The 21,258-nt window shown below is 65.2% G+C and carries 20 protein-coding genes; 11 read left to right on the top strand and 9 right to left on the bottom strand.

Annotated elements, in window-relative coordinates; translation table 11 throughout:
• Positions 1-5: 5 nt before the first annotated feature.
• Positions 6-641, bottom strand: a complete 636-nt coding sequence (locus OU800_RS10825) for a hypothetical protein (protein WP_268183677.1) — start codon at positions 639-641, stop codon at positions 6-8.
• A gap of 142 nt (positions 642-783) precedes the next feature.
• Between OU800_RS10825 and OU800_RS10820 the strand changes: the two genes are divergently transcribed.
• Positions 784-1,395, top strand: coding sequence for a LysE family translocator (locus tag OU800_RS10820; protein WP_268183675.1), 612 nt, complete (start codon positions 784-786; stop codon positions 1,393-1,395).
• Positions 1,395-2,591: a benzoate/H(+) symporter BenE family transporter gene (locus tag OU800_RS10815; protein WP_268183674.1), complete on the top strand. Its 1,197-nt coding sequence runs from the start codon at positions 1,395-1,397 to the stop codon at positions 2,589-2,591. Before OU800_RS10820 ends, OU800_RS10815 begins: the two co-directional genes overlap by 1 nt.
• A gap of 59 nt (positions 2,592-2,650) precedes the next feature.
• Here the strand turns inward: OU800_RS10815 and OU800_RS10810 are convergent, their stop codons facing one another.
• The 4 genes from OU800_RS10810 to OU800_RS10795 form a co-directional block, all read right to left on the bottom strand.
• Positions 2,651-3,412, bottom strand: coding sequence for an SDR family oxidoreductase (locus OU800_RS10810; RefSeq protein ID WP_268183672.1), 762 nt, complete (start codon positions 3,410-3,412; stop codon positions 2,651-2,653).
• Between the two features lie 119 nt (positions 3,413-3,531).
• A complete protein-coding gene (pyrF, locus tag OU800_RS10805) occupies positions 3,532-4,233 on the bottom strand; it encodes an orotidine-5'-phosphate decarboxylase (RefSeq protein ID WP_268183669.1) in 702 nt (233 codons plus the stop codon).
• A 108-nt stretch (positions 4,234-4,341) separates the two neighbouring features.
• Complete coding sequence (locus OU800_RS10800) at positions 4,342-5,256, bottom strand: response regulator (RefSeq protein WP_268183668.1); 915 nt, start codon at positions 5,254-5,256, stop codon at positions 4,342-4,344.
• A 1-nt stretch (position 5,257) separates the two neighbouring features.
• Positions 5,258-6,562 carry an ATP-binding protein gene (locus OU800_RS10795; RefSeq protein ID WP_268183666.1) on the bottom strand — a complete coding sequence of 435 codons (1,305 nt, stop codon included), beginning with the start codon at positions 6,560-6,562 and terminating at the stop codon, positions 5,258-5,260.
• 143 nt (positions 6,563-6,705) lie between these two features.
• Between OU800_RS10795 and OU800_RS10790 the strand changes: the two genes are divergently transcribed.
• Positions 6,706-6,873, top strand: coding sequence for a DUF2897 family protein (locus OU800_RS10790; protein WP_268183664.1), 168 nt, complete (start codon positions 6,706-6,708; stop codon positions 6,871-6,873).
• Between the two features lie 26 nt (positions 6,874-6,899).
• Positions 6,900-7,658, top strand: coding sequence for a CPBP family intramembrane glutamic endopeptidase (locus OU800_RS10785; RefSeq protein ID WP_268184279.1), 759 nt, complete (start codon positions 6,900-6,902; stop codon positions 7,656-7,658).
• Here the strand turns inward: OU800_RS10785 and OU800_RS10780 are convergent.
• The 3 genes from OU800_RS10780 to OU800_RS10770 all read right to left on the bottom strand — a co-directional run bounded on the left by OU800_RS10780 (position 7,609) and on the right by OU800_RS10770 (position 10,142).
• Positions 7,609-8,427 (bottom strand): substrate-binding periplasmic protein, encoded by an 819-nt coding sequence (locus tag OU800_RS10780; RefSeq protein WP_268183662.1) that lies wholly within the window; start codon positions 8,425-8,427, stop codon positions 7,609-7,611. The genes OU800_RS10785 and OU800_RS10780 overlap by 50 nt on opposite strands.
• 73 nt (positions 8,428-8,500) lie before the next feature.
• Positions 8,501-9,283 (bottom strand): substrate-binding periplasmic protein, encoded by a 783-nt coding sequence (locus OU800_RS10775; RefSeq protein WP_268183660.1) that lies wholly within the window; start codon positions 9,281-9,283, stop codon positions 8,501-8,503.
• 235 nt (positions 9,284-9,518) lie between these two features.
• Complete coding sequence (locus tag OU800_RS10770) at positions 9,519-10,142, bottom strand: TetR/AcrR family transcriptional regulator (protein ID WP_268183659.1); 624 nt, start codon at positions 10,140-10,142, stop codon at positions 9,519-9,521.
• A 220-nt stretch (positions 10,143-10,362) separates the two neighbouring features.
• Here OU800_RS10770 and OU800_RS10765 point away from each other — a divergent pair, with 220 nt between their 5' ends.
• From OU800_RS10765 to OU800_RS10735, 7 genes are all read left to right on the top strand, one after another.
• Positions 10,363-12,180: an acyclic terpene utilization AtuA family protein gene (locus OU800_RS10765; protein WP_268183657.1), complete on the top strand. Its 1,818-nt coding sequence runs from the start codon at positions 10,363-10,365 to the stop codon at positions 12,178-12,180.
• 79 nt (positions 12,181-12,259) lie between these two features.
• Positions 12,260-13,129, top strand: a complete 870-nt coding sequence (locus tag OU800_RS10760; protein WP_268183656.1) for an SDR family oxidoreductase — start codon at positions 12,260-12,262, stop codon at positions 13,127-13,129.
• A gap of 4 nt (positions 13,130-13,133) precedes the next feature.
• Positions 13,134-14,750: a geranyl-CoA carboxylase subunit beta gene (gene atuC, locus OU800_RS10755; protein WP_268183654.1), complete on the top strand. Its 1,617-nt coding sequence runs from the start codon at positions 13,134-13,136 to the stop codon at positions 14,748-14,750.
• A 48-nt stretch (positions 14,751-14,798) separates the two neighbouring features.
• A complete protein-coding gene (gene atuD / locus OU800_RS10750) occupies positions 14,799-15,959 on the top strand; it encodes a citronellyl-CoA dehydrogenase (protein ID WP_268183651.1) in 1,161 nt (386 codons plus the stop codon).
• Positions 15,960-16,014: 55 nt separating this feature from the next.
• Positions 16,015-16,812, top strand: coding sequence for an isohexenylglutaconyl-CoA hydratase (gene atuE / locus OU800_RS10745; RefSeq protein ID WP_268183649.1), 798 nt, complete (start codon positions 16,015-16,017; stop codon positions 16,810-16,812).
• Between the two features lie 149 nt (positions 16,813-16,961).
• Positions 16,962-18,947: an acetyl/propionyl/methylcrotonyl-CoA carboxylase subunit alpha gene (locus OU800_RS10740; RefSeq protein ID WP_268183648.1), complete on the top strand. Its 1,986-nt coding sequence runs from the start codon at positions 16,962-16,964 to the stop codon at positions 18,945-18,947.
• A gap of 93 nt (positions 18,948-19,040) precedes the next feature.
• Positions 19,041-19,865, top strand: a complete 825-nt coding sequence (locus OU800_RS10735) for an SDR family oxidoreductase (protein WP_268183646.1) — start codon at positions 19,041-19,043, stop codon at positions 19,863-19,865.
• Positions 19,866-19,921: 56 nt separating this feature from the next.
• Here OU800_RS10735 and OU800_RS10730 read toward each other — a convergent pair whose 3' ends face one another.
• Positions 19,922-21,106: a porin gene (locus tag OU800_RS10730; protein ID WP_268183644.1), complete on the bottom strand. Its 1,185-nt coding sequence runs from the start codon at positions 21,104-21,106 to the stop codon at positions 19,922-19,924.
• Positions 21,107-21,258: the final 152 nt, after the last annotated feature.

Below are 21,258 nucleotides of genomic sequence, written 5' to 3'. Positions count from 1 at the left end.
GCGCGTCAGTCCAACTCATTGGCGGCGCGCAGAAACACCAACGCCATTGCCACGCCGCTGGCCAGCAATGGCAGCGTTGACAGCATGATCAACACCACGCTGGCCAGCAGCACGCCGCCGATGACGTTCATCCAGGCCATCACCCGCAATGAAGGATACGGCAGGCTCACGCGCAGCAGCCGTATCCCCAGCCAGACCATGGTGCTGCCCATCAGCACCAACAGGGTGATATACAACAGGGTGACGGGGTTGAGGCCAGCAAACAGCCGCGCCCCCAGCCAGAAATCCATCACGCCCATCAGCAGACTCAGCCCGACCAGCAGCCAAACCGGCGCCCCCAGGCCACTGGCGGCGAAACGCTGCTCGGCCAGCGCCTTGAAGCGCATCAGCAGGTAGCAGCCGATCAATAACAGCACGGCACTCATCCAGTCGGTGTAGCGCACCAGTTGTGCCGCCTGGCCATCACTGAGCCAGGTGCTGGCGAGCATCAGCAGCATCTGCAGCGCGTCGCCCAGCGTCGCCACCAGCGCCAGCATGCCCAGCACCTGCAACTGGCGCCGGCTCCAGCCAGGCAAGACAGGCTGCGCTGGCGGCTCGAGCAATTCGACCTGCGGTGCACTGAAAGGATTGTCCGGTTGCATGAGCACGCCTCACAACAGAAAAGCCGAGGCTAACCAGCCAGCAGGCGGTTGGCCAGACTGTACGGCCAATCACGCTGCTTGCTGTACCGGGACGGCGCCCAGCCGGCGCAATAGGCTGATGCTCGCTCAACGGAGAAGCACCATGACCCCTGAACTGCTGCTGGCTTTCGTCGCCTTCGCCCTCGTCACCTCCATCACCCCCGGCCCGAACAACATGATGTTGCTGGCCTCCGGGGTGAACTTCGGCATTCGCCGCAGCCTGCCGCACATGCTCGGCATCAGCCTGGGCTTCATGCTGCTGGTGATCGCCGTGGGCATGGGCCTGGGCCAGCTATTCGAGCGCCTGCCCCTGCTGCACGAGGTGCTGCGCTATGGCGGCGCCGCCTACCTGCTGTACCTGGCCTGGAAGATCGCCCAGGCCGGCGCGCCGCAAGGCCGTGATACGCCAGGCGCCAAGCCCTTTACCTTCCTCCAGGCGGCTGCCTTCCAGTGGGTCAATCCCAAGGCCTGGATCATGGCCATCGGCGCCATCACCACCTACACGCCGCATGAGGGGTTCTTCACCAACGTGCTGCTGATTGCTGCTCTGTTCGCCTTGGTCAACTGCCCCAGCGTCGGCCTGTGGACGGTAGCCGGCAGCCTGTTGCGCAACTGGCTGGACAACCCGCGAGCCCTGCGCGCATTCAATATCGCAATGGCGTTACTCTTGGTCGCCTCGCTGTATCCCATCGTCATCGAAACAGGACTGTTCTGATGCAAGACGCAACACTCCCCCGCCTGCGCCCGCTGGCCGATAGCTCCACTTCGTCGGTCGTGGCGGGTTTCATCGCCATGCTCACCGGCTACACCAGCTCGCTGGTGCTGATGTTCCAGGCCGGCCAGGCCGCCGGGCTGAGCAATGGGCAGATTTCTTCATGGATCTGGGCACTGTCGATCGGCATGGCGTTGTGCTGCATCGTCCTGTCGCTGCGTTACCGCGCGCCGGTGATGATCGCCTGGTCGACCCCAGGTGCCGCGCTGCTGATCACCAGCCTGCCGCAGGTGTCCTACGGCGAGGCCATCGGTGCCTACATCCTGGCCTCCGGACTGATCGTGCTCATCGGCCTGACCGGCACCTTCGACCGCCTGATGCGCCGCATCCCCGCCTCCATAGCGGCTGCGTTGCTGGCTGGTGTGCTGTTCAAGATCGGCCTGGAAATCTGCAACGCCGCCGAGCAGCAGCCCTGGCTGGTACTGGCGATGCTGCTCGCCTACCTGTTCGGCAAGCGCCTGTGGCCGCGCTATGCGGTGCTCGCCGCGCTGATCGTCGGCAGCGTGCAGGCTGGCGTGCTGGGCCTGCTGGATTTCACCGGCTTCCATCTGGAGCTGGCCACGCCGCAGTGGACCACGCCGAGTTTCTCGCTGTCGGCCGCCATCAGCATTGGCATCCCGCTGTTCATCGTCGCCATGGCCTCGCAGAACCTGCCGGGCATGGCCGTGCTGCGTGCCAATGGTTATGACGTGCCGGCCTCGCCGCTGCTGACCAGCACCGGCCTGGTGTCGGTACTGATGGCGCCATTCGGCAGCCACGGCATCCATATGGCGGCGATCAGCGCGGCGATCTGCGCCGGCCCCGAAGCACACGAAGACCCGCGCAAGCGCTACACCGCCGCCGTCTGGTGCGGGGTGTTCTACGGCATCGCCGGCATCTTCGGCGCCACGCTGGCGGCACTGTTCGCCGCGCTGCCGGCGGCGCTGATCCTGTCCATCGCCGCGCTGGCGCTGTTCGCCTCGATCATCGGTGGCCTGACCCAGGCCATGAGCGAACCGAACGAGCGCGAAGCGGCGTTGGTGACCTTTTTGGTCACGGCCTCGGGCATGACCCTGCTTGGCGTGGGCTCGGCGTTCTGGGGCATAGTCGCCGGGCTGCTGACCCTGGCGGTTCTCACTGCAGGTAAGCGCGCGGTCTGAGTTGTCCATGCACGACAAAGGCGCCCAAGGGCGCCTTTGTCGTTGTTGCCGCGAGCCGCTCAGATCGCCGTGGCCCCACCATCCACCGCCAGGGCATGGCCGGTAGTGAAGGCCGCATGGTCGCTGCACAGGTAGAGCACGGCGGCGGCGATTTCCTCCACCTTGCCGATGCGCCCGACCGGGTGCATGGCGGCCGCGAACTCGCCCTTCTTCGGGTCGGCCTCGTAAGCGCGGCGGAACATGTCGGTGTCGATCACGGCCGGGCACACGGCGTTGACACGGATTTTCTTCTTCGCGTACTCGATCGCCGCCGACTTGGTCAGGCCGATCACCGCATGCTTGGAGGCGGCGTAGATGCTCATCTTCGGCGCAGCGCCCAGGCCCGCCACCGAGGAGGTGTTGACGATGGCACCACCCCCCTGGGCCAGCAGCAGTGGAATCTGGTGCTTCATGCACAGCCACACACCCTTGACGTTGACGCCCATGATGGCGTCGAACTCGGCCTCGCTGCCGTCGGCCAGCTTGCCTTGCTCGATCTCGATGCCGGCATTGTTGAAGGCGTAGTCCAGGCGACCGTACTGCGCCACGGTGGCGTCCATCAGCGCCTTGACCTCGGCGTCACGGCTCACGTCGCAGCGCACGAAGCAGGCCTCACCACCGGCTGCGCGAATCAGCGCGACGGTGCCTTCGCCGCCACTCACATCGACATCGGACACCACCACCTTGAGCCCTTCGGCGGCGAAGGCCTGGGCCGTGGCGCGACCGATACCAGCGGCACCGCCGGTGACCAGAGCGACCTGGCCGGAGAACCTCATGCTCATCTGTGCTTCCTCGCAGCGATTCTTGTTGAACAGGCAAGGAGTCTAGCCAGCAAGCCAGGCGGCGAGCAGCACTATCAGGCGTTGGAGTGACGGGTCATGCAGCAGACTGATGGGGCGGCTCAGCCCTGTAGTTCGGCGACCACCTCCGCCAGCGCCTGCGCCGGGTCGGCGGCCTGGCTGATCGGGCGACCGATCACCAGGTAGTCGGAGCCGGCATCCAGTGCCTGACGCGGAGTAAGGATGCGTTTCTGGTCATCAGCGCTGCTACCAGCCGGGCGGATGCCGGGGGTGACCAGTTGCAGGCGCGGCTGCGCCACCTTGAGCGCACAGGCCTCCTGCGCCGAGCAGACCAGGCCATCGAGCCCGGCCTCGGCGGCCAGGCCGGCCAGGCGCAGCACTTGCTCCTGTGGCGGCACGTCCAGGCCGATGCCGGCCAGATCCTGCTGCTCCATACTGGTCAGCACCGTCACGCCGATCAACAGCGGCTTGGCGCCGGCCAGCTTGTCCAGCTCGTTACGGCAGGCGGCCATCATGCGCAGGCCGCCGGAGCAGTGCACGTTGACCATCCACACCCCCAGCTCGGCCGCGGCCTTGACCGCCATGGCGGTGGTGTTGGGAATGTCGTGGAATTTCAGGTCGAGGAACAGCTCGAAGCCCTTGGCCTGCAAGGCCTCGACCACCTGCGGGCCGCTGCGGGTGAACAGTTCCTTGCCCACCTTGACCCGGCACAGCGCCGGATCGAGCCGGTCGGCCAGGGCCAGGGCGGAGTCGGAGCTGGGAAAGTCGAGGGCAACGATGATCGGGGTCTGGCAGGCAGGCATGGGCGGGTCTCGGACAGGACAAAAACGCCGCGCATTGTAGCGCAAAGCATCCTGGCACTGGTCGCGGCAGAAGCCCCGCCTGCTCGTAGCCCCAATGAAATGCGCGATTCAGGCGATCAGACGCTCGCGCAAACGCCCGAGCATGCCCATCAGGCTGCCCACCTTCTCCTGCTCACGCTCGTCGCGCGGCACCTCAGCCAGGCGGGTGACCGTCTGTTGCGGCTGCGTGCGCCAGATCAGCACCTGCTCGGCAGCGGCCTTGAGCCCCTTCTCGAACAGACCACGGCGTACCGGCTTGGGCAGGTAACGGAAGATCTGCGCCTCGTTGACCAGGCGCAGCAGGGCCTGGGTGTCCTGGAACGGGGTGACCACCAGGCTGAGCAGGCGCGGATGGGCCTGGGCCAGAGTCTTGAGCAATGGCGCGGTGTCTTCGCCGGCCAGTTTCAGATCGCTGACCAGGATGTCCACCGTTTCGCTATTGAGTTGCAGCATGGCCTCGGCCAGGTTACGAGCACGCAGCAGACGATGGCCGCCAGCGATGCAGAACTCGTCGACCACGGCCAGCGTATCGAGGTCGTCATCCAGCGACAGCAAGGTCAGGGGCGCCGATAGCTGGTTGTCGAGCGGTAGCAGCGTCGGTTGGCCCTGACGCATGGCCAGCTCGGCAGCCTGGCGCAGGGTGAAGGCCATTTCCTGCTGATCCCAGGGCTTGGTCAGGTAACGGAAGATGCCACCGTCGTTCAGCGCCTCGACGGCAGCGTCCAGGTCGGAGTATCCGGTGAGCAGGATGCGCAAGGTGTTCGGCGCGATCTCACGCGCCTCGGCCAGCAGTTGTGCCCCGGTCATCTGCGGCATGCGCTGGTCGCTCACCAGCACGTGCACGGGCTCCTCGCGCAGACGCTGCAAGGCGCGTTGCGGGTCGCTCTCGGTGAGTACCTCGTAGTGACGGCGAAATTGCATGGCGAGGCTGCGCAGAATGCGCTCCTCGTCATCGACGAACAGGATACGAACGGGTGCGGTCATCTCAGGCACTCCTTTTCAGGGTGGCAGCGGTGGGCAGCGGCAAGCTGATGAGGAAACGCGTGCCCCGGCCAGGCTCGGACGCCACGCGAATCTGCCCCCCGTGGTCACGCACGATCTTGTAGCTGATGGAAAGGCCCAGGCCGGTGCCCTGGCCGACCGGCTTGGTGGTGAAGAAGGGATCGAAGATCTTCGCCATGACCTCCGGCGGCATACCGCGCCCGTTGTCCTGCAAGGAGACGTGGATGCCCTGCTCGTCCGCCCAACTGCGAATCTGGATACGCCCCATGCCATCGATGGCCTGCGCAGCGTTGGTCAGCAGGTTGAGCAGCACCTGGTTGATCTGCGACGGCGCGCAGGCGATGCGCGGCAACTCGCCGAGCTGTTGCACCACTTCGACCTTGTCCTTGAGGTGGTTGCGGGCGATCAGCAGGGCGCTGCGGATGCAGTCGTTGAGGTCGATTTCCTCGCTCATGGCGCGGTCGACGCGGGCGAAATCCTTCAAGCCCACCACCAGCTCGGCGATCTGCTCCAGGCCGTAGAGCGTATCGCCATAAAGCTGCTGCAGATCCTCGACGAGCATCTCCGGGGCAGCCTGCTGGCGAGCTCGCTCGGCCGCCTGCAGGGCTTCGGCCAGGGTCGCTTCGTCGCAGGCGGGGTCGTTCAGGCACTGCCCCAGATGGGCCTGCGCCGCCGCCAGGTCGAACAGCGGCTCGCTCAGCTCGCGCAGCAGTTGCACGTTGTTCTTCACGTAGCCCAGCGGTGTGTTCAGCTCGTGGGCGACACCGGCGACCATCTGCCCGAGCGACGCCATCTTCTCCGACTGCAGTAGTTGTGCCTGGGATTCCTTGAGGTCGACCAACGCCTGGCGCAGCACCCGGTTGCGCTGGGCGATACGCGCCTCCATGGCCTTGAGCAGGTCGAGCACGGTGCCCAGACCGCAGTAAGCGCCCTGCTCGTCGACCAGGATGAAATCCTCGGTAATGGGGTATTGCAGTTGCCCGGTGACCTGCTTTGCAGCCGCTTCCAGATCGTCCGTCAGGCTGACCACCAGCGGTTCGAGATTCATCACCTCGCTGACCGGGTGGCGCCCGCGCAGGTCGCGGCCGAAGCGCTGCATGAAAATGTCCTGCAGCCTGGTACGGCTGACCAGGCCCAGTGGCCGGCCATCCTCGGCCACCACCGGCAGCGACAGAAACGCCTTGTGTTCGGGTGTGAGCAGGCGGTCGGCCACTTCGTTGATGCTCATCTGCGGCGCCAGTGGCGTCACCCTGCGAAGCAGGGACTGCAGAGCGCTGGCATGGCTCATGGGGCGGTCTCTCCCTGAATGCGGAAGCCGTCATTCAAGCAGCATCAAGTTGCCACCATGTGACAAACATCTGGATCTGCCGCGCCTGACAAGGCCGCGTCCAGCAGGTATGGTGAACACTCCACCGACAAGAGGACGCCATCATGCCCTGGTACGCCTGGCTCATCCTGATCCTGGCCTTGGGCTCCATCCTCGGCAGCCTGCTGATGCTGCGCGACACGGCGAAGAAGTTGCCGTTGAGCGAGGAGCAGCTCAAGCGCATCCATGAACGCAATGCCGAGCAAGACGCCAAGGACGCCCGCGAACGTTGAACCGCCCGACGACGCCGGCCGGCGGCATGGCCTTGCACCTGCGCCTGCTGCTGCCGGCTCTGGTGCTGGCATTCGGTTACGCCATCGAGGCCATCACCCTCCCCGGCCTGCTACTGGGGGCCGCCTTCATCGCCCTGGTGCTTGCCGGTCAACGCCTGCTGCCCGCCCCCTTCTGGCAACTGCTGGTACTGGCCCTGGGCATTGCCCTTGCCGCCCACCTGCTCCCCGGTTTCCGCCCTACCGAGCTCTGGCCCGCCCGGCAGATCAGCCCGGACGCACCGCCCTATGCCTTGCGTCTGTCCTGGGACAAGGCACTGGTCGGTGCGGCGCTGCTGGCCTGGTGGGCTGGGCGCGACGAACGGAAAGCGGCTGGCAGGCTGCACGCTTGGCCGATAGCCATGGCAACGCTGTTGCTGGCGCCTAGCCTGGCCTGGTTATTGGGCGTGGTGGCCTGGCAGCCCAAATGGCCGCAAGACCTGCTGCTCTGGCTGGCAGTCAATCTGGGCGTCGCGGTGCTGGCCGAAGAGCTGCTGTTTCGCGGCCTGCTGCAGCCCATGCTGATCCAGCGCCTGGGGCAATGGCCGGGGCTGCTGCTCACGGCCGGGCTGTTCGGTGCCGCGCACCTGCCATTCAGCCCGGCATTCGCCCTGGTGGCCACCCTGGCCGGGCTGGGTTATGGCCTGGCCTTCCATTGCACGGGTCGCCTGAGCGCGGCCATCGCCCTGCACGGGGCGCTCAATCTGACCCAGTTCCTGCTGCTGAGCTATCCTCTGCGACTGGCCTGACGGCAATCTGGTAGGGGTCGAAGATACGTGCCAGCTCTCCCTTCTGTCGGAGCCGTTCGAGCAATTCGGCGAACTGCACCGCGCTGATCGGCGCGCCCCGACGAATCAGCGCGTGATGGCGATAGACCTGATCGACCCGCTCCGATATCAGCAACTGATCGAGCTTGTCACCGTTACGCGCGATGAAGTCATAGAGGTTGGATCGAGTGACCAGAGCGATATCGGCTCGCCCCCGCAGCACCATCAGCAGGTTGCTGTCATGGGAATGGCCGAGATTGGCATTGAAGGTGCGGCTGAGGTACTCCGGGTCGCTATTGAAATCGGCAAAACCGTAGTGGTAACCCCGGTAGAGCGCCAGGCGCTTGCCGGCCAGTTGCGCGAAATACTCCTGGCCACGCTCGGCTTCTTGCCGCGCCACGAACAACTCCGCGTCCTCCAGGCCCATGTCCACCACATCCGCCTCGATACCCTGCCAACCCCATTCGGGATTCTCGAAGATCGCCATGTCGATACGCCCACGCTGCAGATCGCCAAAACGCCGCACGATGGCGGTCGGCAGCATGATGAATCGGTAATCGGCCTGCTCACGGTTCAGCGCTTCCAGCAATTGCGGGAGCAAACCGCTGGCCTCCTGCAAATCAACCTTGGTTACGTAAGGCGGGAAATGTGCAGCGCCCACTCGAATGGTTTCAGCCGCGCTCAGACAAGCAGCAAACAGCAGGCCCAGCAGCCCCCCCAGCAACCGCTTGTAATGCCCTGAATAGAACATTCCCTCTCCCCTTAAAGCCTTATGGCCATGGCAAATAGCCTAGTCGAGAAACCTGACCAACCCGATGAATTCATCATTCTTTATCGACCTTGCTGGCGAGTTGCAGGTGATAGCGATGCAAGAGTTTCGCGAAAGCGGGTTCGGCCACCAACTGCCCCAGCAGTACTCGCGTGCGTGCTTCGCCGGGCAGCCCGCCAGGGCGCAGCAGCACCTGATGTCGATAACGCTGATCGGGGTGCGTGGCAACCAACAGGCGCTCCATGTCGCCCGGGTTGCGCTCGGCAAATAGCTGCAGGTAGGAACGCGTGACGACGGCCACATCGGCACGTCGCAAGAGCAGCATGCGCAGATTGCTGTCATGGGAATAGGTCATCTGCGCATCGAAATGGCTGCGCAGGATATCCGGATCGGCATTGAACCCGGCGAAACCGTAATGGAAGCCACGGTGCAACGCCATGCGCTTGTCCGACAAATCCGCGAAGTAGTCCTGGCCCCGCCCGGGAACGCGCAAGGCCACATAGACCTCGGCCTCCCATACCGGCAGCTCCAGGGTGATGTGCGGCGTATCCTGCCAGCCCCAGCGGCTGGACTCGAACAGCATCAGATCGAAGCGGCCAGCGGCCAGGTCACGATAGCGTCGGCCCGCCGCCGTGGGCACCAACACGAAGTGGTAGTCCCCCTGCAGGCGATTGAGCAACTCCAGCACCTCTACCGTGAGGCCTTGCGGCTCGTTGCGCTCGGGCCGGAACAGGTAGGGAGGGAAGTCGTAGCCGCCCACCCGCACTTCCTGGCTGGCTTCGAGCCAGGAAGGCAGCGCCAGACAGGCACATACGACCACCGCGAGCAATGCACGCAACCCCGCCCCCTTACTCACGAGCGGATACAGGTACAGCCACAGCAGACTCCCTTGCCTCGCATCCTCCGTTTGCACCTGTGATCCGACCGTACGTCCGCCCCAAGATGATGGGTATATCGGCCGAGGACGAATATCTTGAGTCGTGTTGCGTGCAAATTCCGCAATCAGGCACCTGCGCGCCAAGTCGTCGAGCGCAGCTCGGCTCCTGGGCGAGGCGTCTTTGGGCGCGCTCTGGCTAGCCGCCCTTGCACACCAGCGACAGCGCCTCTTCGGCCAACTGATCCAGGCTCATCGGCCCCTGCGGACGGAACCAGGTATTGGTCCAACTCAAGGCGCCGGTGAGAAACCGCCGCTGGATGAAAGGGTCGCCCTTGAAATAGCCAGCCTCACGCGCCTCGCCCAGCACCTGCAACCAGAGCTGCTCATAAGTGTCGCGCAGGGCCAGAATCTGTGCCTGCCCCTGCTCGGACAGCGAGCGCCACTCGTACACCAGCACCGCCATGGCCTCACCGGTGCCGCCCATGATCGACTGCAGCTCGCAGCGGATCAGCGCCAGCAGGCGCTCGCGGGTGCCCTGCGCCGAGGCCAGCGCAGCGCGCATCAGCGCCGTGTTGTAGACGATGGTCTCCTCCATCACGGCGCGCAGGATTTCGTCCTTGCTCTTGAAGTGGTGAAAGATGCTGCCCGACTGGATGCCAATGGCACTGGCCAGATCACGTACCGTGGTGCGCTCGTAACCCTTGCTGCGGAACAGGTGGGCGGCCATCTGCAACAGCTTGCCACGGGCACTGTCCGGGTCGGTGACCTGGCCGCTGGTAACCAACTCCTGCATCACGGCCTGGGCGCTGTGTTCGTCCACGCTGACTTCTCCCCTGATGAACCTGCCGGCGATTGTTCTGATGAATTCTTCATGCTGCCGGCAACTGCTTGTCTGCATTGATGAAATGTATGCGCCACCAGTCGACCAAGCAAGCGCTTGGGCGCATTTTTGGCTGATCTGCCCTCTTTCACCACTTTTCAACCAAGCGCTTGCTTGGTAATGTCGTCTCACCTTCTCAATGTGTCACGGGCCAATTCCAATGAGTAAAACCGTACGCATCGGCTGCGCCTCAGCCTTCTGGGGCGACACCTCCACCGCTGCCGCCCAGCTCGTTCGCGGCGCCGAACTGGATTACCTGGTGTTCGACTACCTGGCCGAGATCACCATGTCGATCATGGCCGGCGCCCGCATGAAGAAGCCTGACGACGGCTACGCCCGCGATTTCGTCGAGGTGCTCACGCCGCTGCTGGGCGAACTGGCGGCGAAGAAGATCCGCGTCATCAGCAATGCCGGCGGGGTCAACCCGATGGCCTGCGCCGCCGCCCTGAGCGCCGCCTGCGAACAGGTCGGGGTACAACTGAAGATCGCCGTGCTGCACGGCGACAACCTGCAGCTCAAGCTCGGCGAGCTGGTCAAGGCCGGCACCCGCGAGATGTTCACGGGCGCGCCGCTGCCGCCCTTCTGCGTGTCGGTCAACGCCTACCTGGGCGCACCCGGCATCGTCGCCGCGCTCGAGCAAGGCGCCGACATCGTCATCACCGGTCGCGTGGTCGACAGCGCGGTGGTCAGCGCCGCCCTGGTGCACGAGTTCGGCTGGGCCTGGAGCGACTACGACAAGCTGGCCCAGGCTGCGCTGGCCGGGCACATCATCGAGTGCGGCGCGCAGTGCACCGGCGGCAACTTCACCGACTGGCGCGACGTGCCGGATTACGAGCACATCGGTTTCCCCATCGTCGAAGTCGAAGACGATGGCCGTTTCGTCGTGACCAAGCCGGAGGGTTCCGGCGGCTTGGTCACGCCTTTTACCGTTGGCGAGCAGATGCTCTACGAGATCGGTGACCCGCGCGCCTATCTGCTGCCGGACGTGATCTGCGATTTCACCCAGGTCGAGCTGAGCCAGGTCGGCGACAACCGCGTGCAGCTCCAGGGCGCACGCGGCCTGCCGCCCACCGATCAGTACAAGGTCAGCGCCACGCACCCGGACGGTTTCCGCTGCACCGCAAGCTTCCTGCTCGCCGGCATCGATGCCGTGGCCAAGGCCGAACGAGTCAGCGAGGCGATCATCAACAAGACCGAAGAGCTGTTCGCCGAGCGCGGCTGGAGCCCTTATCAGGAAGTCAGCGTCGAGCTGCTCGGCAGTGAGGCCACTTACGGCGCTCAAGGCCTGCGCCGGGACAGCCGCGAGGTAGTGGTGAAGATCGCCGCACGGCATGCCAGGAAGGAGGCGCTGATCCTCTTCTCCCGCGAGATCGCCCAGGCCGCCACCGGCATGGCACCGGGCCTGACCGGCATCGTCGGCGGCCGCCCCACCGTCTACCCGGTGATCCGTCTGTTCAGCTTCCTGGTGGACAAGAATAGCTGCGCCCTGAGCGTCGAGATCGATGGCGAACGCCAGCCGGTCGCCCTGCCCCAGATCGATGTCTTCGACCCGGCACAGCTTCATGCCCCAGCCGCTCTGCCCGTCCCCATGGGCGACGCCGACGCCACCGTGCCGTTGATCAGTCTTGCCGTGGCCCGCTCCGGCGACAAGGGCAACCACAGCAACATCGGCGTGATGGCGAGAAAGCCCGAATACCTGGCGTGGATAGCCGCTGCGTTGACACCCGAAGCCGTGGCCAACTGGATGGCGCATACCCTGGACACCGAGCAGGGCCGCGTCAGCCGCTGGTACCTGCCGGGCAGCCAAAGCCTCAACTTCCTGCTGGAGAACGCGCTGGGTGGTGGCGGCGTCGCCAGCCTGCGTATCGACCCGCAGGGCAAGGCTTTCGCCCAGCAACTGCTGGAGTTCCCGGTGCCGGTGCCCAGCGCGCTGGCGCAAACCTTGAATGGTGCGCACAGCGCACCCTACACCCCGTAGGGTGCGCTACGCGCACCAATATCAGTCAGCTTCGTAGGGTGCGCTACGCGTACCGGTACCACTCAGGACAACAAGAACAATGAGCTACGACTCCGTATTCAAACCTGGACTTTTCGCTGGCCAGACCATTCTGGTCACCGGCGGTGGCAGCGGCATCGGTCGCTGCGTGGCCCACGAGCTGGCCCACCTGGGCGCCCATGTGGTGCTGGTCGGGCGCAAGCAGGAAAAACTGGAAAAGACCTGCGCCGAGATCATCGAAGATGGCGGTAGCGCCAGCTTTCAGGTCTGCGACATCCGCGACGAAGACGCGGTCAAGGCCATGGTCGCTGCGGTGATAGAGGAACGCGGGCGCATCCATCACCTGGTCAACAACGCTGGCGGCCAGTTCCCCGCGCCGCTGATCGGCATCAACCAGAAAGGCTTCGAGACCGTGGTGCGCACCAATCTGGTGGGCGGCTTTCTGGTGGCCAAGGAAGTCTTCCTGCAGAGCATGAGCAAGCACGGCGGTGCCATCGTCAACATGCTCGCCGACATGTGGGGCGGCATGCCCGGCATGGGCCATTCCGGCGCCGCGCGAGCGGGAATGGAGAACTTCACCAAGACCGCCGCCTACGAGTGGGGCCATGCTGGCGTGCGGGTCAACGCCGTGGCGCCGGGCTGGATCGCCTCCAGCGGCATGGACACCTACCCCGAGTCGATGAAGAACATGATCCGCAACCTCAAGGATCACGTGCCGCTGCAACGCATCGGCAGCGAGTCCGAGGTGGCCGCGGCCATCGTTTTCCTGCTCAGCCCCGGCGCCAATTTCATCAGCGGCAACACCATCCGCATCGATGGTGCGGCCAGCCAGGGCACCCGTGCCTGGACCCTGGGCAAGGCGAAAAACAGCGAGTCCTACAACGGTTTCCATCGGGCCTACCTGCCCGATGTACTGAAAGATCAGGAGTAAGGCGATGCCCGTGATCCAATCGGAAATCGACGTCCATGGCGAAGCCTTCGCGCAGAACCGCGAAGCCATGCTGGCAGCCATCGCGACCTTCCGCGACGTGGAGCAGAAGGTGCTGGACAAGGCGCAGGAGGCCAAGGCCAAGTTCGACAAACGCGGCCAGTTGCTGCCGCGCGAACGCCTCAACCTGCTGCTCGATGCCGGCGCGCCCTTCCTCGAACTGGCCTCGCTGGCCGGCTACAAGCTGCACGACGACAAGGACGGCAGCCAGGCCGGTGGCGGCCTGATCGCCGGCATCGGCTATATCGCCGGCGTGCGCTGCCTGGTGATCGCCAACAACAGCGCGATCAAGGGCGGCACCATCTCCCCCAGCGGCCTGAAGAAATCCCTGCGTCTGCAGCAGATCGCCTTCGAGAACAAGCTGCCGGTGGTGACCCTGGCCGAGAGCGGTGGCGCCAACCTCAACTACGCCGCCGACATCTTCGTTGAGGGCGCGCGCGGCTTCGCCAACCAGGCGCGCATGTCCGCCATGGGCCTGCCGCAGATCACCGTGGTGCATGGCTCCAGCACCGCCGGCGGGGCCTATCAGCCGGGCCTGTCGGACTATGTGGTGGTGGTACGCGGCAAGGCCAAGATGTTCCTCGCCGGCCCGCCTCTGCTCAAGGCCGCTACCGGCGAGATCGCCACCGACGAGCAACTCGGCGGTGCCGAGATGCACGCCCAGGTCGCCGGCACCGCCGAGTACCTGGCGGAGAACGATGCCGATGGCGTGCGTTTGGCGCGCGAAATAGTCGGCATGCTGCCGTGGAACCAGCAGCTACCGGCACGTGAGAAACGCACCTGGCGCGAGCCGCTGTACCCGGCCGAGGAACTGCTCGGCCTGGTGCCGGCCGATGCCAAGAAGCCCTACGACGTGCGCGAGATCATCGCGCGCATCGCCGATGGCTCGGCGTTTCTCGACTTCAAGAACGAGTTCGACAGCCAGACCGTCTGCGGCCACCTGCAGATCGAAGGCCAGGCCTGCGGCTTCATCGGCAACAACGGCCCGATCACCCCGCAGGGTGCGGCCAAGGCGGCGCAGTTCATCCAGCTCTGCGAGCAGAGCAACACGCCGATCCTGTTCTTCCACAACACCACCGGTTTCATGGTCGGCACCGAGTCCGAGCGCAGCGGCGTGATCAAGCACGGCTCGAAGATGATCCAGGCCGTGGCCAACGCCACGGTACCCAAGCTGACCATAGTGGTCGGCGGCTCGTATGGGGCCGGCAACTACGCCATGTGCGGGAGAGGCCTGGATCCGCGCTTCATCTTCGCCTGGCCCAACAGCCGCACCGCTGTGATGGGCGGCGCCCAAGCCGGCAAGGTGCTGCGCATCGTCACCGAGGAAAAGCACGCCAAGGAAGGCAAGGAAGCTGACCCCAAGATGCTCGACATGCTGGAAACCGTGACCGCGCAAAAACTCGACAGCCAGTCCACGGCGCTGTACGGCACCGCCAGCCTGTGGGACGACGGCCTGATCGACCCGCGTGATACGCGCAAGCTGCTGGGCTTTTTGCTGGACATCTGCGCCGAGGCCAACCTGCGGCCGTTGAAAAAGAGCAGCTTCGGCGTCGCGCGTTTCTGACCTCAATACAAGATCCGGTGCGCACAGCGCACCCTACGGAGAACAACAATGATCTTTACCCAGGAACACGAAGAACTCCGCCGCACCGTCCGTAACTTCGTCGACAAGGAAATCAATCCGCACGTCGACGCCTGGGAGAAGGAAGGCCGCTTCCCCATCCACGACATCTTCAAGAAGGCCGGCGAGCTGGGCCTGCTGGGCATCTCCAAGCCGGAGAAATTCGGTGGCATGGGTCTGGACTACAGCTACTCGATCGTCGCTGCCGAGGAGTTCGGCACCATCCATTGCGGCGGCATCCCCATGTCCATCGGCGTGCAGACCGACATGTGCACCCCGGCCCTGGCGCGCTTCGGCTCCGACGAGCTGCGCGAAGAGTTCCTGCGCCCGGCCATCAGCGGCGAGATGGTCGGCTGCATCGGCGTCTCCGAAGTCGGCGCCGGCTCCGACGTGGCGGGCCTGAAGACCACCGCGCGCAAGGACGGCGACGACTATGTGATCAACGGCAGCAAGATGTGGATCACCAACTCGCCATCGGCCGACTTTATCTGCCTGCTAGCCAATACCAGCGACGACAAGCCGCACGTCAACAAGTCGCTGATCATGGTGCCGATGAAGACCCCGGGCATCAGCGTCAGCCCGCACCTGGACAAGCTGGGCATGCGCAGCTCGGAGACCGCCCAGGTGTTCTTCGACAACGTGCGCGTGCCGCAGCGTTATCGCATAGGGGCGGAAGGGTCTGGCTTCATGATGCAGATGCTGCAGTTCCAGGAAGAGCGCCTGTTCGGCGCGGCCAACATGATCAAGGGCCTGGAGCACTGCGTCGACAGCACCATCGACTACTGCAAGCAGCGCCACACCTTCGGCCAACCGCTGATCGACAATCAGGTCATCCACTTCCGCATGGCCGAGCTGCAGACCGAGATCGAGGCGCTGCGCGCGCTGGTCTATCAGGCCACCGAGCAATACGTGAAGGGCCGCGACGTGACGAAGCTGGCGTCCATGGCCAAGCTCAAGGCCGGGCGCCTGGGCCGCGAGGTGTCCGACGCCTGCCTGCAGTACTGGGGCGGCATGGGCTTCATGTGGGACAACCCGGTGTCGCGCGCCTACCGCGACGTGCGCCTAGTCAGCATCGGCGGCGGCGCCGACGAAATCATGCTCGGCATCATCTGCAAGCTGATGGGCATTCTGCCGGGGAAAAAGAAAGGCTGACCTGCCACTCATACCGTTGCGGCGGGTTTCACCCGCCCTACACCGAGGCTACGCGATGAACGATCTGCCCCACTGCGAAACCCTGCTGCTGAACCTCGACGCTGGCGTGCTGCACGTCACCCTCAACCGCCCGGACAGCCGCAACGCCATGAGCCTGGCCATGGTCGGCGAACTGCGCGCGACCCTGGAAGCCGTGCGCCATGAGCCGAACGTGCGCGCTCTCGTCCTGCGCGGCGCCGGCGGCCACTTCTGCGCCGGTGGCGATATCAAAGACATGGCCGGAGCGCGTGCCAAGGGAGGCGACGCCTACCGCGAGCTGAACCGCGCCTTCGGGGCGCTGCTGGAAGAGGCCCAGGCCGCGCCGCAGGTACTGGTGGCCGTGCTGGAAGGCGCCGTGCTCGGTGGCGGCTTTGGCCTGGCCTGCGTATCCGACGTGGCCATCGCTGCCAGCGGCGCCAAGTTCGGCCTGCCGGAAACCACGCTGGGCATCCTGCCGGCGCAGATCGCCCCCTTCGTCGTGCACCGCATCGGCCTGACCCAGGCACGCCGCCTGGCCCTGACCGCCGCCCGCTTCGACGGCTTTGATGCCCTGCGCCTGGGCCTGGTGCACTACTGCGAGCCGGATGACGCCGCACTGCAACAGCGTCTGGAGGAAACCCTGGAACAGATTCGCCAATGTGCGCCCCAGGCCAACGCCCAGACCAAGGCCCTGCTGCTGGCCAGCGAACGCGAAGCCCTCGGCCCGCTGCTCGACCGCGCCGCGGAACAGTTCGCCGCCGCCGTGACCGGCGCCGAGGGCGTCGAAGGCACCATGGCTTTCGTGCAGAAGCGCAAGCCGAAGTGGGCACAGTAAAACTCCCCTCTCCCGCTTGCGGGAGAGGGGCTGGGGGAGAGGGTTTGGCCTTGCGCAGCCCCTCTCCCTAACCCTCTCCCCAAGGGGAGAGGGAACAAATAGAACGTAGCCCGGATGCAATCCGGGGATCGCCCCACAGGAGCACGAAGATGCCCGCATTCAACAAGATCCTGATCGCCAACCGCGGCGAGATCGCCTGCCGGGTGATGCGCACCGCCATCGAGCTCGGCTATCGCACAGTGGCGGTGTACTCCGAGGCCGATGCCGATGCCCGCCATGTACAGATCGCCGACGAAGCCGTATGCATCGGCCCGGCTCAGGTCAGCCAGTCCTACCTGCGCATCGACGCCATCATCGAGGCCGCGCGCAAGACCGGTGCCGACGCCATCCACCCCGGCTATGGCTTCCTCTCCGAGAACGCCGACTTCGCCCGCGCCTGCGAGGCGGCCGGCATCGTCTTTATCGGCCCGACCGTAGACGCCATCCACCTGATGGGCAGCAAGCGCCTGTCCAAGATCGCCATGCTGGAGGCCGGCGTGCCCTGCATCCCCGGCTATGAAGGCGCCGCCCAGGATGACGACACCCTGGCCAGCGAAGCCGAACGCATCGGCTACCCGCTGATGATCAAGGCCAGCGCCGGTGGCGGCGGCCGTGGCATGCGCCTGGTGCACGAATCTTCCGAACTGCTGGGGCAGATCCGCACCGCCCGCTCGGAGGCGCAGAACGCCTTCGGATCTGGCGAGCTGATCCTCGAACGCGCGGTGATCCGCCCACGCCATGTGGAGATTCAGGTCTTCGGCGACCAGCACGGCAATATCCTCTACCTTGGCGAGCGCGATTGCTCGGTGCAACGTCGCCACCAGAAGGTGGTCGAGGAAGCGCCCTGCCCGGTAATGACGCCCGAGTTGCGCAAGGCCATGGGTGAAGCGGCGGTCAAGGCCGCAGCTTCGGTGAACTACGTCGGCGCGGGCACCGTGGAATTTCTACTCGACGCCAGTGGTGAATTCTTCTTCCTGGAAATGAATACCCGCCTGCAGGTCGAGCACCCGGTCACCGAGCTGATCACCGGTCAGGATCTGGTGGCCTGGCAGATTCGCGTAGCAGAAGGCCAGCCTCTCCCGCTACAACAGGACGGCATTCGCCTCAGCGGCCACGCCATGGAAGTGCGCCTGTACGCCGAGGATTCGGCCGCCGGCTTCCTGCCGCAAACCGGCCAGGTACTGCGCTGGGAACCCGAACTGCTGGCCGGCGTGCGCATCGACCACGGCCTGGTAGAAGGCCAGGCCGTCACCCCCTTCTACGACCCGATGCTGGCCAAGGTCATCGCCTTTGGGGAAACCCGCGACGAAGCCCGGCGCAAGCTGGTGCGCGCCGTCGAGCAATGCGTGTTGCTCGGTGTGAACGGCAACCAGCGCTTTCTCGCCAACCTGCTCAAGCATCCCGAGTTCGCCGCCGGCAACGCCACCACGGCGTTCATTGCCGAGCACTTCGCCGATGACCCCAGCCTGCACCCGCACAGCGCCAGCCTGGCCGAGCTGGCCATGGCTGCCGCCCTGCTCTACCAAGCCTCGGCCGACGCCCGTGCGCACCAACCCGGCCTGTCCGGCTGGCGCAGCGCCGGCAGCGCGCCCTGGCGTTTCGTCCTCAAGCAGGGCGAGCACAAGCACGCCGTGGAACTGGACGTGCTCGCCAGCGGCACGCAAGCGCAACTGTGCGTGCGCCAGGGCGAGGAGCAAGTGTCCTTGCGCCTGCTGGCCAGCGATGGCCGCTGGCTGACCCTGGAGCTGGACGGCGTGCGCCGCCGCCAGGCCTACCACCGCGAAGGCGAACGTCTATGGTTGTACGGTGAGCATGGCAACCTGGAACTGCTGGACGTGACCCATGAGCCAGCCGGCGGGCAGAGCGCCGCCAGCAGCGGCGCGGTGAAGGCCCCCATGGATGGCGCCATAGTCGAGGTACTGGTCGCCGAGGGCGCCAGCGTGAGCAAGGGGCAACTGCTGCTGGTGCTGGAAGCGATGAAGATGGAACACCCGCTCAAGGCCGGCGTAGACGGCATCGTCCGCCACGTTGGTGTGAACCAGGGCGACCAGGTGAAGAATCGCCAGTTGCTGGTGGAAATCGAAGCTGCTTCGTAGGTGTCGCGGGGCCGCCTAGGCCGTGCGCACCAAAAAATCCGCCGGTGCGCACGGCGCACCCTACGCTTCTCTACAACAACAAAAGGAACGCCCATGTCACTTTCCGGCAAAACCCTGTTCATCACTGGCGCCAGCCGTGGCATTGGCCGCGAGATAGCGCTCAAGGCCGCCGCCGACGGCGCCAACATCGTCATCGCGGCCAAGAGCGCCGAGCCGCACCCGAAACTGGCAGGCACCATCTTCAGCGTCGCCGCCGAGGTGGAGGCCGCTGGCGGCAAGGCCCTGGCACTGCAACTGGACGTGCGTGACGAGCAGGCCGTGGCAGCGGCCATGGCCCAGGCCGCCGAGCATTTCGGCGGCATCGATGCGCTGGTCAACAACGCCGGGGCGATCAAGCTGGTGGGGGTGGAGACACTCGAACCCAAGCGCTTCGACCTGATGTACCAGATCAACACCCGCGCGGTGATGGTCTGCAGCCAGGCCGCACTTCCCTATCTGAAAAAAAGCGCGGGCGGGCATATCCTCAACCTCTCCCCGCCGCTCAACCTCGACGCCAAGTGGTTCGCCCAACATGGGCCCTACACCGTCACCAAGTACGGCATGAGCATGCTCACCCTGGGCATGAGCGAGGAGTTCAAGAAGTACGGCATCAGCGTCAACTCGCTGTGGCCGAAGACCATGATCGCCACCGCTGCCATCGAATTCGAGCTGGGCAGCCGCGACGCCTTCAAGCGTGCACGTACCCCGGCGATCATGGCCGATGCCGCCCATGCCATCCTCAGCAGCGAAGGCCGCAGCCTCACTGGGCGCCTGCTGATCGACGAGGACATCCTGCGCGAACGGGGCTTCAGCGACTTCGAGCAGTATCGCTTCGATCCCGCCGGTGGCAGCCTGGTGCCGGATCTGTTTATCGATTGAAAGCCAAATGCGAGCCGGGCAGCGGCCACCCCCTGCCCAGCTCGTAGCCACGGCCCTTACCAGCTGACGACTGCACCCACCGCAAGGGTATTGGTGTCCTCGTTCAGCCCGCTGCCTTCGGCGGCGTCGATCTGGTACTGGTTGTATTCGGCCACCAGCTTGAGGTTGTCGTTGATGGTGCGGAAATAGGCGACACCACGGGTCTCGTAGTCGGCCGCCACGCCCAGGCCGTTGCCATCGTCCTCGGTCTTGCCGTAGGACAGCGCCACGCGGTTCTTGCCCCAGGTGTAGGAGCCCTGCAGCAGGTAGCCGTCGCTGTCGATGTCACGCAGGGTCGGCTCGCCCAGGTTGTTGGTGAAGAAAGGGTTGATGCCCTTGGCCTGGAAGCCCGAACCGGTCAGCGATAGGCCGCCGAACTTGGCCTGCACGCCATAACCGAGGCCCTTGGAAGTGACGCTGTCGACGCTGTCGTCGGTGTTCTCCGAGGTCTGGTAGGCGCCGTTGACCCAGGTGTAGATGGTCGAGCCGCCGACATCGAACTGGTAGCTGACCTCCGACTCGAAGCGCGGGTTTTCCTGGTAGGCCTTGCCGGTGGCGCTGTCGTCGTTGGTGTCCACCGGATCCATGATGCCCACGGCCACGCGCAGGCCTTCGGCCAGATTGTTGTTGCGGTAGGTGATCTGCGAGGTGGGGAACGGGTACGGATAGCCGGTGCCGATGTTGCCGAAGGACACACCGGTGCCGTCCACCAGGCCGAGGGTGTCGGAGACGTTGCCGTAACCGGCCAGCAGTTCGTCGAGGAAGATGTTGGAACGGGAGAACAGGCCGAAGTCCTTGCCCACCAGCACCTCGCCCCACTCGGGGTTGGCAACCGTGCCGTAGAACTGGCGTACGTCGATGGCGGTGTCGGTACCGTTGGTTTCGCTGTCGTTGATGGTCACCCAGAACGAGGCACGCGCCCCCAGCTTGAGGTCGTCGACCTGCTTGCCGAAATTGAAGCCGATCCAGTTGGGCAGAAAGCCCATCTTCACCCGCGACTGGCGGCGGTCGAAGCGTTCGCCGTCGCGATCCACGTCGCTGTTGACGTAGAAGGCGTTGACGTAGCCGTCGGTGGAAAAGGTGGTGTCGTCCTTGTCGTACAGGACGATCTCGGCGGCAGCCTGCTGGGCAACGGCCATGGCCACGGCGGCAGTCAAGGCAAGGGGCAGGAATCGGGGGTTGGCGATCTTGTTGTTGTTCATAACGCTCTCCGCTTGAGTGGCGACCGCCTGGGCAGTCGTGTCGGAGGCGATTATCGAAAGGCACCCGGCCCCGCCATACGCTGCCTTGGCAGCGGTCATGCAGTGCTTTGGCCTGGTCACCGGGTTTGCGCCGTGGGAGGCGCTACCGGGCC

Origin of the sequence: Pseudomonas sp. GOM7 (assembly GCF_026723825.1) — a bacterium.
In the GTDB taxonomy this organism is placed as follows: Bacteria; Pseudomonadota; Gammaproteobacteria; order Pseudomonadales; family Pseudomonadaceae; genus Aquipseudomonas.
Note: the sequence above shows the minus strand (reverse complement) of the source record. Positions and strands in the feature narration are given on the sequence as shown.